Below are 14,182 nucleotides of genomic sequence, written 5' to 3'. Positions count from 1 at the left end.
GAAATGATGCATCGATTCTGTGTTTCGTTGGCAACCTTGATCGGCACGCTGCTGTGTGGCGTATCGCTACTCGTTTCATCGCAGACCGCTTTGCCGGTCTTTGCCGCTGATCCAGTTGGTTTCAGCGATCAAGTTGGCGAGTCGGTCACGTACAAGATCAACATTCAGATCGGCATCGGCAAAGACGCTGGCAAGTACCCGGGCACGTTGACTTATCACGTCAAATCAGCCACGCCGGAATTGATTCAGCTGAACGTGACCGGCAACCTAGAAGGCACGCACTCTCGCTCGTCCTCCTTCTTTCGCAGCAGCAACGAATCGTCTCTGCCGACGCTTGAATCGGTGTCTTGCCGCGGAGCATTGCTCGGCATCACACCGCTCGGCGAAGTGGAAGTGGCCCAACGAGATGAGATGATGGGTTTGCTGCTTGGCACGATCGGCCAACTTGCGATCGCACCACTGCCGCCGCCGAACGCTGCTCCCGTGAACGCTCGAGCCGCAGACAAAGGTGCTGATGTCGCAGTGTCGTGGAATGCATCCGACACGACCACGATCGCCCGAATCAGCAGCCCCTTCGGAATGATACCCTCGTTCTCAAGTCGATCTGGAATCAACAGCAAAAAGCTCTCCATCGCAACCGAGAAGTGGAAGTACGTCGCTCATCCAGCCGTCCGAAACCGGATGAAGATCGACCACCAATACGAGTTATCCGCTCCTGAATCCGATCCGCCAATGAAGATGCAAGGCGAGGGCATTGCGTTCTTCAACATGGACGATGGCTTCTACGAACAACTGCAGATCAACCGCGTGTTGTTCCAAATCGAAGATGGAGTCGAGATCAAGGTCCCTATTTCGATCTCTCTGGTTCGCGAGACCCAGCAGGAACGCGACGCCAAGATCGCGGCGGCAAAGGAAGCCGCACTCAAACGCACGCGTCCATTCACCGATGCCGAACGCAAGCAATGGGTCCAAGCTCTCGCTCCCGGATCTTCCTCCGTGACTGCTCACCGCGCGATGTCAGAACTCAATTTTAGAAATCAACGCGAAGACCCTGTGCTTGCGCAGGCACTGCTTAAACGAGCCGAGATCTCCAGAGACAGCATGAAGTCTCACTACTATTCGGCTGCGGCACGTTACGACGAGTCTCTCAAGCAGATGGCGGAAGACCGTCGTGATTACAGCCGTGGAGTCGGGACGGTGAAACGAACCGGGAACCCAGTCACCACGGCCAGCCGCTTGGTTGTCGGCCAGATCCTGGCAAAATCACGCGAGCGGTTCAGCGGTTTCGAAGCGGTGGAAGTGAAAGAGATCCACGAGCGCAACGAAGTCTCGGTCCAGTCCGTTGGTGGACACGGCCGCGTCGAACGCGTCAACGTCTCGATGTTGCGATACCCACCCGACACGGTCGAGCAGCCTGTCGACACACGGCCCGCCCCACGAACTCGGCGTGTGGCTCCGAAACCCAAGGTTGTGGTGAATGAACCGGAAGAGATGGAAGAAGCTAATTCCGAATCTGAAATGGATGCGATCCGAACTTGGACGGACAAAACCGGGAAGTTCAAAATCGAGGCGTCGTTCTTAGCGGTCACGGACGGCAAGCTCCGCCTGAAATCCGCCGACAACAAAACCATCGAAGTCCCGCTGGCAGCACTCTCAGAAAAAGACGCAGACCTCGCCGAACGATTCCAAAAAGAATCCGAAGCCGCCGCCAATCCATTCCAAGTCGTAGCAGAATGACTCGCCGATTTAGGCCCAATGGTCAGGACGCCCGCTGTGAAGGCAATTGAAAAAGTTAAATTGACAATTGTAAATTTTAAATTGTTGGTTGAAGGGCAGCTACTTCGGGTTTTGGAGATTTGCCTTTGCCGTCACAACAGATTTCCCAATGATGTTGCACAGTTGGATGCACTCATCGAGAAGCGGTTTGATGCGGTCATCGGAAAGCATCTCCGACTTCAAAATTAGCTTGACCCAAGTTCGCGATTCACGAAGTTCCTTCAACGCGATCCCCAGCTTGTGAACAAAGTCCTTCTTGCTTTCAGCGGCACACGCTTCGGCATAGTTGGGTGCGGGCGAAGTGCCACTTCGCACCAGCTGGCCAGCGATGTGCCGCCCCAGGCGGGTCTCCGGCAACGCTTCGACCAATTTCCCGACGCGTGTCGCAAAATCCAGTAGCCGATCTTCCAAATCTTCACCACGCTGATCCATTGGGTCGCTCGCCGGCAGGAGACCAATCAAATTTACAATTTCCAATTGTCAATTTAACTTTTTCAATGACCGCAATCGGCAAGCAAAGCCATCTTCAATTTGCGTGCTGCCTCTCGCGTCTCATGGGAAGACTCCTCCGGAGTCATTGCTGCGAACTCGCCCCGGATGGGGCGTCATCAGTAGCTCGGGGTGGAAGCCCCGAGAACCGGTTTCGGAGACATGGTTCCCAGGGAACTTGACTGGCATAGAATCTAGGGCTCGCGACCGCGAAATGGGGTCGTTTTTCGTCAGCCCTTCTCGTCATCCGTCTGATTTGAATGACTTCCGATCTCACTGCCGCCACCGATTCTCCCGCCGAACCGCCGGATCGTTCGAAGTACCGTCTGTTGGTGGTCGACAATGAAGCTGCCCACGCACGAGCGATGACGGAGAGTCTGGAGAAGGTCGGCTACGTTTGCGAAGTCGCAACCAGCGGTCCCGATGCGGCCGCCCTGATCCAGCGAGAAACGTTCGACATCATCATCACGGACATGGTGATGAACGACGTCGACGGAATGAAAATCCTGGCTCTCGCCAATGAACGATTGCCGGAATGCGAAGTCGTCATGGTGACTGGGCACGCGACGGTGCCGATTGCCGTGGAAGCGATGCAGTTGGGCGCGTTCAATTTCCTCGAGAAACCAATCACGCCGAGTCGCCTGCGAGCCATCGTCGAGAAGGCCGCCGAGAACGTCGAACTGCGGCGTACGAACACCGAGTTGATGCAACGGCTCGACGAGCGATTCGGTTTCGAAGGCATCATCTACACCAGCAAAAAAATGCAGACGGTCATCGATCGTTTGCGACGCATCGCAGCCACCGACGCGACCGTGCTGATCACCGGTGAGTCTGGGACGGGCAAAGAAATGGTGGCTCAAGCCATCCACCAAAATAGCCCTCGCAAAAACAAACGCATCGTCGCACTCAACACTCGAGCTGTTTCTGAGAACTTGGTTGAAAGCGAACTGTTCGGCCATGTCAAAGGATCGTTCACCGACGCTGTCTCCGACCGAGAAGGTGCGTTCGAATACGCCAACGGTGGCTCGCTGTTTCTTGACGAAGTCGGCGACATGCCGATGAGCACCCAGATCAAGCTGCTGCGAGTGCTGGAAGAAAGCCAAATCACTCGCGTCGGTGGGAACAAGTCGATCAAGGTCAACGTTCGTTTGATCTCGGCCACCAACCGGCCACTCGAAGAAATGATCGACGCGGGAACATTCCGAAACGACCTTTACTTTCGACTCAAGGTCGTGACGATCGAGTTGCCGCCGTTGCGGGAACGCCGTGACGATGTGATCGCGCTGATGGACCATTTTCGCAAAATGTTCTTGCGGCGGCATGGCAAATCGTCTGCCCATTTCACTCCCGCGGTGACCAAGAAATTCTTTGCGTACGATTGGCCCGGCAACATCCGCCAGCTTCGAAACTTTGTCGAAACGATGGTGGTGCTGGACACCGACGGGTCGCTCGACGAAGACGATTTGCCGCCGGAGTTGATCGACGACGCACCTCAAGAGGGCGAAGAGTCGCAAGGCCCCGCTTTGATCGAAGGCAACATGAATTTCGTCGGCAGGCCGCTGGCTGAAATTGAACGCTGGGCGATCGAAGAGACGCTGAAGCTAACCGGCAACAATCGCGAAGAAGCAGCCAAAATCCTTCAAATCGGCGCTCGAACGCTCTATCGCCGACTCGACCAATACAAAAAAGATGAAGACGAAGCGGAAGCCAAATCGTAGACCTTCGTCTCGACAATTCACCGCTTCTCGACCAGCAACTTCCTGTCCTTTCAATCGCCACCGGATCCAAGAATGCAACCTTTGCCTTTCCCTTCGTTGACCCTGACCGCCGAAGCCAAACTCGACCTCGCCAAAGCAGGCGTGCTGGTCCTCGGCGTCGAACCGGCCAGCGATGCAGCGGAATCATCCGACGGCAAAGCAACCGCGAAATGCGTTGCCATCTCGGCGTTGCCGGAATCACTCGCCAAGACCGTTCAAAACGCGTGCGACTCCGGCGAAGTGAATGGCAAACCGGGTGAGCTGACCAGCTTCGCAACCGGCGACGCTCAAACACCATGGATCGTGCTTGCTGGTCTGGGCGCAAGCGACAAACGAACTCGCGGTGCCGCGATTGAACTGGGTGCCGCCGTGATTCGCAGTTTGGTCAGCAAACCTCGCCAGCAGATCACGTTCGCATTGGGCGATGGAGTCGCCGCCGACAACCACGACGCCGTCGTCGCCGGTGCGGTCTCCGGGTGCGAAGGCCAACACCTGTATCAACGCGAACCATCTGTCTCGGTTCCCGACGCGATCGCGTTCGTTGGTTACTCAGCCGAAGCCGTTTCGCGAGGCGAAAAGCTTGGCCAATCGATCAACCACACACGGCGTCTGGTTAACGAGCCACCGTCGATCATGAACCCAACCGGCTTCGCTCAATACGCTGAAAAGATCGCCAGCGATTGCGGACTGAAGTGCGAAGTCTGGGATGAGAAAAAACTGGAAGCTGAAAATTGCCGAGCCATCTTGGCGGTCGGTCGAGCATCCACCAGCCCACCGCGTTTGGTGATGCTGCGTCACGACGGCGGTGGCGATGAAGCCCCGCTCGTGATCGTCGGCAAAGGCGTCACGTTCGATTCCGGTGGATTGTCACTCAAACCCAGCGACGGGATGGTCGACATGAAGTGCGACATGGCGGGTGCCGCGACCGTCGTTGGTGTGATGAACGCACTTGCGAAACTGAAGGTGCCACGCAACGTCATCGGACTGTGTGGGCTCGCTGAAAACATGGTCAGTGGCGACAGCTACAAACTCGGCGACGTGATCGAAACCCGCAGCGGCAAGACTATCGAGATCCTCAACACCGACGCCGAAGGTCGCGTCGTATTGGCTGACACCCTGGACGTTGCCGTGCAACAAAACCCCCAAGCGATTGTTGACCTCGCCACGCTCACCGGTGCTTGCATGGTTGCCCTCGGAATCGACGTGGCCGGGTTGATGACCAACGACCAAGCCCTTTGCGACGCGGTTCAAAGTGCTGCGGAATCCGAGTGCGAACCTGTTTGGCAATTGCCGATGTTCTCGCTGTACGACGACAAAGTCAAAAGCAAAGTGGCCGACATCAAGAACGTCGGCGAAGGTCGCTGGGGCGGCGCGATCACCGCCGCGAAATTCCTGGAGAACTTTGTCGCCGACGTCCCTTGGGTTCACATCGACATCGCTGGCCCAGCCTTCGTTGACTCGCCCAAGCCTCATCGTGACGCAGGTGCCACCGGCGTGATGGTACGAAGCCTCGTCCGCTGGATCGAAAACGCATCGTAAGCAGCCATCGAGCCTACCCCGTAGCCGGATTCGCCAAGAATTCGGTTCACGATGCTCGTAGGCCATGTCTCACATGGCACCCACGCCGATGCTTTGGAACAAAGCGAGGCGTCATCGAACCGCTTTCGCGAGAACAACGTTCACCGACCAAGAACGATCGCCAGGTGAAACCTGGCCTACAGCAGTTTCGCGTTGCATAACGCGAATTTTCGCGGGACCGAAAGACTTAGCGGTGCGGCGCAAGCCGCCCGGTGAGAAACCGGAGGGCTCTCGCCCTTCCGCGACTTCCTTTCACGCATTCCGCTGCCCTATCAAGCAATCAACGACTCGATCACCTTGCCGCCGAACTGGCTGAGCTGCTTGAATCGGCCGGCGTGATAGTACGTCAGCTTGTTGTCATCGAGCCCCAACAACCGCAGCAACGTGACATGGAAGTCGCGAACGGGCCGCACCTCTTCGACCGCCGTCATCCCAGTCTCATCGGTTGCGCCGATCGTGTGCCCCGCGTTGACGCCTCCGCCGGCCATCCAAATCGTCATCGCGTTGGCGTTGTGATCGCGTCCGTACGCGGTCCCGCCGCGGACGCCGTTGTCGGGTGAGCGTCCGAATTCGCCACACCACACGACCAAGGTGCTCTCGAGCAATCCGCGTTGCTTCAAATCTTGAATCAAGGCTGCAATCGGTTGGTCGACACCTCGCACCAAATTCCCGTGAGCCCGTTCGATGTAATCATGGCTGTCCCAGGTTCCGTTGTACAACTGGACGAATCGCACCCCCTTCTCGACCATCTTGCGAGCCAACAAACACTTGCGTCCAAAAGCATCGGTGGCATCGTTCCCGATCCCATACATAGCGAACGTTTCCTTCGTCTCGCCGGAAAGGTCCATTGCTTCGGGAACTTCCGTCTGCATCCGAAACGCCAACTCGTAACTCTCCAAACGCGCAGACAATTCATCATGCTCGGGATGCTTGGCAGCATGTCGCTGATTCATCCGCGAAAGCAGGTCCAGATTCAATCGCTGCCTCGTTCGGCTGACTCCAACCGGTGGTTGCAGGTCCAAAATGGGTGACCCTTTGGCTCGCAGAGGCGTGCCTTGATAGAACGCTGGCAGATAACCATTGCTCCAATTCGCCGCTCCGCCTTGTGGGTACGAAACCTCTGGCAACACGATGAACCCAGGCAGACTCTGGTTTTCAGAACCCAGCCCATAAGTCACCCAAGCCCCGATGCCGGGATCGCCGCCGAAACGATTGCCGCAGTTCATTTGATACATCGCGGTGGGATGATTGACACTGTCGACTTGGCATCCACGGTAGAAACAAAGCTCGTCCGCGACCTTTGGCAGATGCGACCAGTTGTCCGCCATCGGCGCACCGCTCTCGCCGTGCCTCGAATAAGAAAAGGGGCTTTGAACGAAGTAACGTTTGCCGCTTTCCATTGCGGATTTCTGTTGCCCTTGGCGAACAAACTCCTGCAAGTGCAACTGGTTGAGTTTGGGCTTGGGATCGAACGTGTCGATGTGCGACGGCCCACCTTCCATCATCAAGAAAATGCAGTTCTTCGCCTTGGCTGGAACGTGGCCGGGCTTCGGCTGCATCGGTGCAGCTTGGCTGTCCTGATCGCGTGTGGCGTCCGCGGAGGCTTCGTCCGCCAACATCGATGCCAGCGCAATTCCGCCCAGCGACGTTCCCATCCGAAACAAACTTTCGCGTCGTGGCATCACAAACATCACATCCACCTCATCAAGGACGAACCACGCCGAATAACATCAATACACATAGACAAACTCGTTGCAGTTCAGCAGCACCAAACAAACGTCCGCCAACGCCCACGTGTGGCGATCCACATCGGCCGGTTGCAAATCGGGTTGAAAGTCCACATTGGCGTGCAAGCGTTCAACAAACTCAAACTTCTCGCCCGTGTTCTCTTCCACCGCTTTGCGAACCACTTCCATAGGCGGCCGGGAACATTCGGGTGGCGACTCCGGAAGAATCTCTTGCACGCGAGACCAGTGTTCCAGCATCTCAATCATTTCTTCGCTCGAAGGCGATCGAGACAACACCAGTTCAAAACACCGGGTGATCGCGTCCTCATCTGATTCCGTTTCGCGACGCACCCGATCCGCCAGCGCCAAAGCACGAGAGTGCGTGCTTTGCCCATTGAAGAGGCTGAAGACTTGGGGCGTGACCGTCGATGCAGAACGTCGCTCACAGGAGAAATCGGGCGACGGCACATTGAACACCTCCAGGAACGGGTCAATCAATCCGCGAAGCTTCAACACATAAATGGATCGCCGATTCCGGTCTTCGGGTTTGGGATTGGGAACCCAAGCGGCGGCGAACGTCCCCATGACTTGCCGAGGCTGCAAAGCAACCTCCTGATTGACCTCGGGACGACATGGGATGCCGCCCAACACCGGGTTCAGTTCTCCGGTCACGGCCAACATCGAATCCCGCAATTCTTCGGCACTCAGCCGTCGCGGCTTGAACCCTTGATAGGGCTGAGTCGATACGTTGGAACTGGAACGACAATACACGTCTGAGTTCATGATCCGGCGATGCATCGCTTTGATCGACCAGTTCTCTTCCACCAGTGTGGCCGCCAACCAATCCAGTAGCTCTGGATGCGTCGGCGGTTTTCCCGTTGCGCCAAAGTTGTTGGCGTTGCCCGCGATGGCGTCTCCGAAATGCCATTGCCACAAACGATTGACGATCACGCGAGACGTCAAAGGGTTTTCGGATGCCGCCACCCAATTCGCGAATGCGACGCGGCGTCCTTCGATGGCAACCGGAATCTCCGCCGAGACTTGGTTCTCAATCACGCTCAGCACGCCTGGCGAAACCGCTTCGCCGGCCGAAAAGGGATCACCGCCAGTCAAGATCACGCTGGATTCCAGCTCTCCCTTCGTCCACCGATCCTTTGGCATTCGAATCGGACTCATGACCGAAGTTCGCGAAACGGTTCGTCCGCTGTAGACAGCCAAAGCATACGGCTGGTAGCGATCTTGTTCCCAACGCAAACGTTGCAGTCCCTTTCGTGCGACGCGTTCCTTCCCAAATTGCTCCGGCGTGAACCCGACCAACTTGGGCGGGTAGTCGCTCTCAGGAACTCCCTCCGCTTGCATCGCATTGCGAGCGGATGTGAACAGCGATTTCACTTTCCCCTTGGATCGCAAACGTTTCAGTTCCTCGTTCCATGCAGCCGGGTCCTTGCCGTTTTCCTGAAACCAAATTTGCGAGTTGTCCAAGAGCACTTGTTCGATTTCCTCAAGCGTCCGCACGTGAATCTGCTTCGAGCGATCGAGATAGCGTTTCTCATCAAAGCCAGCCCGGTTCTCGCCGCCTAAGAAATCAGCCTTTCGTTCGGCGAGCTGTGTCGTCGCAAAAACAGCTTGGACGGAATAATAATCCCGCGTGGGAATTGGGTCGAACTTGTGATCGTGACAGCGGGCGCACTGCAAGGAATGCCCCAAGAACGTTTCACCGACGCTGTTGGTCACGTCGTCGAGGAATCGTTGACGAGCCACCTTGGCGACCTCCATCGAAGTCAACTCCCATGGACCCATCCGCAAAAAACCGGTGGCGATCAAACACTCGGGATCGTTGGGATCGATCTCGTCGCCCGCGATCTGTTCTCGGATGAATTGGTCGTACGGCTTGTCTTCGTTGAAGGAGCGGATGACGTAGTCGCGATACCGCCACGCGTTCCCTCGTTCGAAATCATTCGCGAATCCGGAGGAGTCGGCGTAGCGCACGACATCCAACCAATGCTGAGCCATCCGCTCGCCGTAGTGAGGTGAATGCAGCAATCGCTCGACCAACTTTTCAAATGCCTCATGGTCGTCAGCCGGGTCTTGGAGAAAACGTTCCACCTCCGAAGGCGTCGGCGGCAATCCGGTCAAGTCATAGGTGGCTCGGCGAATGAGGGTTCGACGATCGGCACGCGGTGCCAGGTCGGTCCCGTCAGCCAAGCCGTCTTCGATCAAGACATCGATCGGATTTCGATCCGTGGTTACTTCAGGTTTCTGCACCGGTTGATAGGCCCACAATCCGGCTGGGTCATATTTCCGGTTCGTCCAATGTTCATCGAGCCCACCGGAGGTTGCGACGGCGATGCCATCTTCGGCGGACCATTCGCTTTCATAGGCCGCTTGGATCTCGGCCACGCGATCCTCGTCCGGCCAAACCGCACCGGACGCAATCCAGTCTCGCAGCCATTCCAGTTGCTGCTCTGAAAGTTGCTCGGCTTCCTTGGGTGGCATCTCCGACCAATCACCGCTGCTTCGGGTCGAGGCCAGATACAAAGGGCTGTGTTCCGGCTTACCAGGAACAACCGCGGCTTCCCCGCTGTCGCCGCCAGCTTTCAACCCAGCAAACGATCGCAGGTCCAACGAGCCTTCGATCAACTCCGGGTCCTGCCCGTGACACCCCAAACACTTTTCGCGAAGCAGCGGTGCCACCCGGCGAACGAACAACGCTTCGGATTCCGACACACGGGACGATTCTGCGATGTCATCGGCAAACACGTGGCCACCCAACAAGATCGTCAGCAACAACAGCGGCAGCGGTTTCCTGATGGTCGTCAGAATGCGAACTCGCATGTAATTGTGGGCCACGGGTGAATGAATCCTTCGCGTCCTGCCAGACGCATCGGGTTTGAGTTTGGGAGGTCAACCGAACCCAACCAGGGTAACCCATGCTGACACCTGATGCTCTATGGAGCCCCGTTCAACCGACGAAAAGGCCACTGAAAAACTGGCCCCATCCGACGCTTCGTAAGTTCTGTCCCACACACACGATCGGTCAGACGAGCAAACCACTTTCGCGATTCCAGCGTCACTTTGGCATCACGTTCAAACGACAAGTCCGCCTCGGGGAATACGATGGTTGACCTCGATTGCAATTGTCCCCACACCATTCCGATCATCAGCCACTCCATGCACCATCGAATCTGGATCCTCCTCGCCGCCTGCCTGACAACTTGCTCTCCTGCATGGGCTCAAACCGCGAAAGAGTCTCGCCCCAACGTGATCTTGGTTGTGACCGATGACCAGGGTTACGGCGACATGTCATGCCACGGCAACCCTTGGCTCAACACACCCAATCTGGATCGGCTCGCGACGCAAAGCGTGCGACTGGAAAACTTCCATGTCGATCCGGTTTGCACGCCCTCTCGAGCCGCATTGATTACGGGCCGCTACTGCACGCGAGTGGGTGCGTGGGCGGTCACCGAAGGCCGCCAGTTGCTCAATCCCGACGAAACAACCATGGCCGAAATTTTTCGCGACTCGGGATATCGGACCGGCCTGTTCGGCAAGTGGCATCTGGGTGACCCACCACCATTTGCACCTCGCGAACGAGGTTTTGAAACCGTGGTTCGTCACATGGCGGGCGGCGCAGACGAGATCGGAAACCCGACCGGCAATGATTACTTCGACGACACGTATTACCGAAATGGAACGCCAGAATCGTTCGACGGGTACTGCACCGACATCTGGTTCAAGGAAGTGATGGACTTCATCCAGCAGGATTCCGAACAACCATTCTTCATTTACCTTCCCACCAATGCGATGCACAGTCCGTACCTGGTGGCAGATCGTTATTCTGATCCATTCGAGCAACAGGGCATCGACCCCAAGCGTGCCGCGTTCTATGGGATGATTCAAAATTTTGACGAGAACCTTGGCCGACTGTTGAAGAAGCTCGAACAAGACAACCTGCGCGACAACACGTTGCTGGTTTTCATGAGCGACAATGGAACGGCGCAAGGAGCCAGCGAACAAAATCGCAAGGACGGATTCAACGCGGGCATGCGAGGTAAGAAGGGCTCGGTCTACGAAGGCGGGCACCGTGTTCCCTGTTTCGCAAGCTGGCCTGCAAAGTGGGACGGCAATCGCCGAGTCCACCAATTGACTTGCCATCGTGACTGGTTGCCGACCCTGATCGATCTTTGTGACCTGAAGCGACCAAGCGATGTTTCCTTCGACGGGAATTCGATGGCAGGACTGTTCGGTGGCTCCTCCAGGCAGTTGCCTGAACGAACCCTGATCATTGAACGTCAATCGGACAACGTCGTCTCGGCAACGAAGACGCAGGGCAGGGCACAGCCACCTTTTGCCGTGCTGACAGACCAATGGCGATTGGTTCGCGACGAACTGTACGACATTCGAAACGATCCCGGGCAATTCAAGAACATCGCCGCCGAGCATCCTGAGGTGGTGCGTGAACTGCGTGCTGCGTATGACGCCTACTTTGAGGACGTTCACGGAAGCCGCAAGGACGTGGTTCGGTTCATCGTCGGCAAGGACACCACGCCCACACTGATCACGGTCCGAGACTGGCATCCGACCGAAGGGAGAGTGATTTGGAAACCGTCTCAATTGCCGGACAACGATCTGCTGATCAACGGTTTCTGGGAAATTGAAGTCGCGGAAGCGGGGCGATACAGCATTGAGCTACGACGATTCCCCGATGACGCGTTGGCTCCCATCCAAGCCGACCAGGCTCGCCTTCGCGTGGGTTCGATCGAGCAAACCCAAACGCTGAAGCCGGAAGATTCATCCGTCACCTTCGAGATCGACCTCGCCGCTGGTCCGCATCGACTGCAGACCTGGTTGCGTGACGCGGCCAGTCAGAAAATTCGCGGGGCATACTTTGTGGAATTCACACGCATCGAGCCGAGCGAAGTGTCTCCGCGTCGATGAACGCAAGAGCGCGGAGTTGACGTCTGTTTTCGCCGGGCTTGGAAGCCCAGCGTACTGTTCTCGCTCGCGCCGGGCTTGGAAGCCCGGCGTACACTCTCCCACTCTCCCACTCTCCCACTCTCCCACTCTCCCACTCTCCCACTCTCCCACTCTCCCACTCTCCCACTCCCCCACTCCCCCACTCCCCCACTCCCCCACTCCCCATGCACCTGGCCCCCACCTTCTCATTTCATTCCATCCACACCCAACGCAGCAACCGCGTGTGGATGCTCGCAACACTCTTCCTATGCATTGCCATACACGCAACTTCGGCCAACGCAGAACCTCAGGCGAAGCCTTCCCAACCCAACGTGCTGTTCATCGCCGTCGACGACTTGGCATCGACGCTGGGTTGCTACGGCGATGTGGTAGCCAAGACACCCAACATCGACCGATTGGCGGCGATGGGAACCTGTTTCCGCCGAGCGTACAACCAACTGCCGCTTTGCAATCCCACGCGAGCGTCGGTGATGACCGGACTGCGTCCCGATCAAATCAAAGTCTACGACCTCGACCGACATTTTCGCGATGAAGTTCCGAACGTCGTCACGTTGTCGCAAGCATTCCAGCAGGCCGGTTACTTCGCCGCTCGAGTCGGCAAGATCTATCACTACAACGTGCCGGCCTCGATCGGAACGGACGGCTTTGATGACCCGCCATCGTGGAACCAAACGGTCAATCCGAAGGGGCGTGACAAGGACGAAGAACACCTCATCTTCAATGCCGAACCGCACCGGAAGATCAGTGGTGCACTCAGTTGGTTTGCGGCTGATGGCGAAGACAAAGAACAGACCGATGGCATGATCGCGACGGAAGCTATCCGCATCATGCGAGAAAAGAAAGACGAACCATTCTTCTTGGGTGTCGGTTTCTTTCGACCACACACGCCCTATGTCGCACCGAAAAAGTACTTCGACATGTACCCGCTGGAGTCATTGCGATTGCCGTACGCTCCCGCTGGTGATCGCGAAGACATTCCCACGGCGGCGTTCGCTCACAATTGTCCGGTTCCCAACTATGGCCTCGATGAACCAACGCTGTTAAAAGCGACCCAGGCTTACTACGCGTGCGTTTCGTTTGTCGACGCTCAAGTCGGACGCTTGCTCGCGGCTCTCGAGGATTTGGAACTGGCCGACAACACAATCGTGGTTTTCTGGAGCGATCACGGTTACCACCTTGGGGAACACAACGGAGTCTGGCAGAAGCGAACGCTGTTCGAAGAAGGAGCCCAATCACCGCTGATCATTCGCGATCCATCGCAAACGGGACACGGGTCCTGCAATCGGATTGTCGAGTTCGTGGACATCTACCCGACGCTCACCGATTTGGCGGGGATTGAGTCACCGAGCGGATTGGCCGGTCGCAGCTTGAAACCTTTGCTGAACGATCCGGTCGCCCAGTGGAACGGCACGGCGATCACGCAGGTCTTGCGTCCCGCGGACGATCGATTGCCCGAGCAAGTGATGGGATGCAGCATTCGCACGCATCGCTACCGATACACCGAGTGGGCTGAAGGCCGGCACGGGGTCGAGCTGTACGACCACCAAAGCGATCCGAACGAATTCGAGAACCTGGCCGAGGATTCGGATGAGCGGGCCCTTGCCGTCATCCGGCGATTGCGTCCGTTGCTGCGAGCCAAAGCGTCGGGTGAGATCCCGACGGTTCCGGTCAATCCGGCTCGGTTGTAGAGAGCATCGAGGCAGATATCGCCGGGCTTGGAAGCCTTTTTATACCCCACAACTTTTCCTTGCCTTTTGCCGCGTCCGTGCGAAGATTTTCCGAATTGGATTTTCATCGCACGGAGGTTGCACGGATGGTGGTCGAATGGGTACGGCAGGAGTTTCAATCGTTGGACCTGGGCCACAAGCGGCGGGTCGA

At 57.0% G+C, this 14,182-nt stretch carries 9 protein-coding genes; 6 read left to right on the top strand and 3 right to left on the bottom strand.

The window, feature by feature from the left end; translation table 11 throughout:
* Nucleotides 1-3: 3 nt before the first annotated feature.
* A complete protein-coding gene (locus CEE69_RS21900) occupies nucleotides 4-1,737 on the top strand; it encodes an SHD1 domain-containing protein (RefSeq protein WP_099262762.1) in 1,734 nt (577 codons plus the stop codon).
* 99 nt (nucleotides 1,738-1,836) lie between these two features.
* On the opposite strand, the gene CEE69_RS21895 is transcribed toward CEE69_RS21900, so the two are convergent.
* Nucleotides 1,837-2,208 (bottom strand): four helix bundle protein, encoded by a 372-nt coding sequence (locus CEE69_RS21895; RefSeq protein WP_008656853.1) that lies wholly within the window; start codon nucleotides 2,206-2,208, stop codon nucleotides 1,837-1,839.
* A gap of 317 nt (nucleotides 2,209-2,525) precedes the next feature.
* Between CEE69_RS21895 and CEE69_RS21890 the strand changes: the two genes are divergently transcribed.
* From CEE69_RS21890 to CEE69_RS33740, 3 genes are all read left to right on the top strand, one after another.
* Nucleotides 2,526-3,983 carry a sigma-54-dependent transcriptional regulator gene (locus tag CEE69_RS21890; RefSeq protein WP_099262761.1) on the top strand — a complete coding sequence of 486 codons (1,458 nt, stop codon included), beginning with the start codon at nucleotides 2,526-2,528 and terminating at the stop codon, nucleotides 3,981-3,983.
* Between the two features lie 72 nt (nucleotides 3,984-4,055).
* Nucleotides 4,056-5,561, top strand: coding sequence for a leucyl aminopeptidase (locus CEE69_RS21885; protein ID WP_099262760.1), 1,506 nt, complete (start codon nucleotides 4,056-4,058; stop codon nucleotides 5,559-5,561).
* The gene (locus tag CEE69_RS33740) at nucleotides 5,540-5,761 is read left to right on the top strand and encodes a DUF1589 domain-containing protein (RefSeq protein ID WP_143549314.1); all 222 of its coding nucleotides are present in this window, start codon (nucleotides 5,540-5,542) and stop codon (nucleotides 5,759-5,761) included. Before CEE69_RS21885 ends, CEE69_RS33740 begins: the two co-directional genes overlap by 22 nt.
* 111 nt (nucleotides 5,762-5,872) lie before the next feature.
* Here the strand turns inward: CEE69_RS33740 and CEE69_RS21880 are convergent, their stop codons facing one another.
* Nucleotides 5,873-7,300: a DUF1501 domain-containing protein gene (locus CEE69_RS21880; RefSeq protein ID WP_099262759.1), complete on the bottom strand. Its 1,428-nt coding sequence runs from the start codon at nucleotides 7,298-7,300 to the stop codon at nucleotides 5,873-5,875.
* 30 nt (nucleotides 7,301-7,330) lie between these two features.
* Complete coding sequence (locus CEE69_RS21875) at nucleotides 7,331-10,177, bottom strand: PSD1 and planctomycete cytochrome C domain-containing protein (protein ID WP_099262758.1); 2,847 nt, start codon at nucleotides 10,175-10,177, stop codon at nucleotides 7,331-7,333.
* A gap of 267 nt (nucleotides 10,178-10,444) precedes the next feature.
* On the opposite strand from CEE69_RS21875, the gene CEE69_RS21870 reads away from it, so the two are divergent.
* Both CEE69_RS21870 and CEE69_RS21865 read left to right on the top strand, forming a co-directional pair.
* A complete protein-coding gene (locus CEE69_RS21870; RefSeq protein ID WP_099262757.1) occupies nucleotides 10,445-12,265 on the top strand; it encodes an arylsulfatase in 1,821 nt (606 codons plus the stop codon).
* 266 nt (nucleotides 12,266-12,531) lie between these two features.
* Nucleotides 12,532-13,992: a sulfatase gene (locus tag CEE69_RS21865; RefSeq protein ID WP_099262865.1), complete on the top strand. Its 1,461-nt coding sequence runs from the start codon at nucleotides 12,532-12,534 to the stop codon at nucleotides 13,990-13,992.
* Nucleotides 13,993-14,182 lie beyond the last annotated feature (190 nt).

Origin of the sequence: Rhodopirellula bahusiensis (genome assembly GCF_002727185.1) — a bacterium.
Classification (GTDB): domain Bacteria; phylum Planctomycetota; class Planctomycetia; order Pirellulales; family Pirellulaceae; genus Rhodopirellula; species Rhodopirellula bahusiensis.
This window is presented reverse-complemented; position numbering and strand designations above follow the sequence as displayed.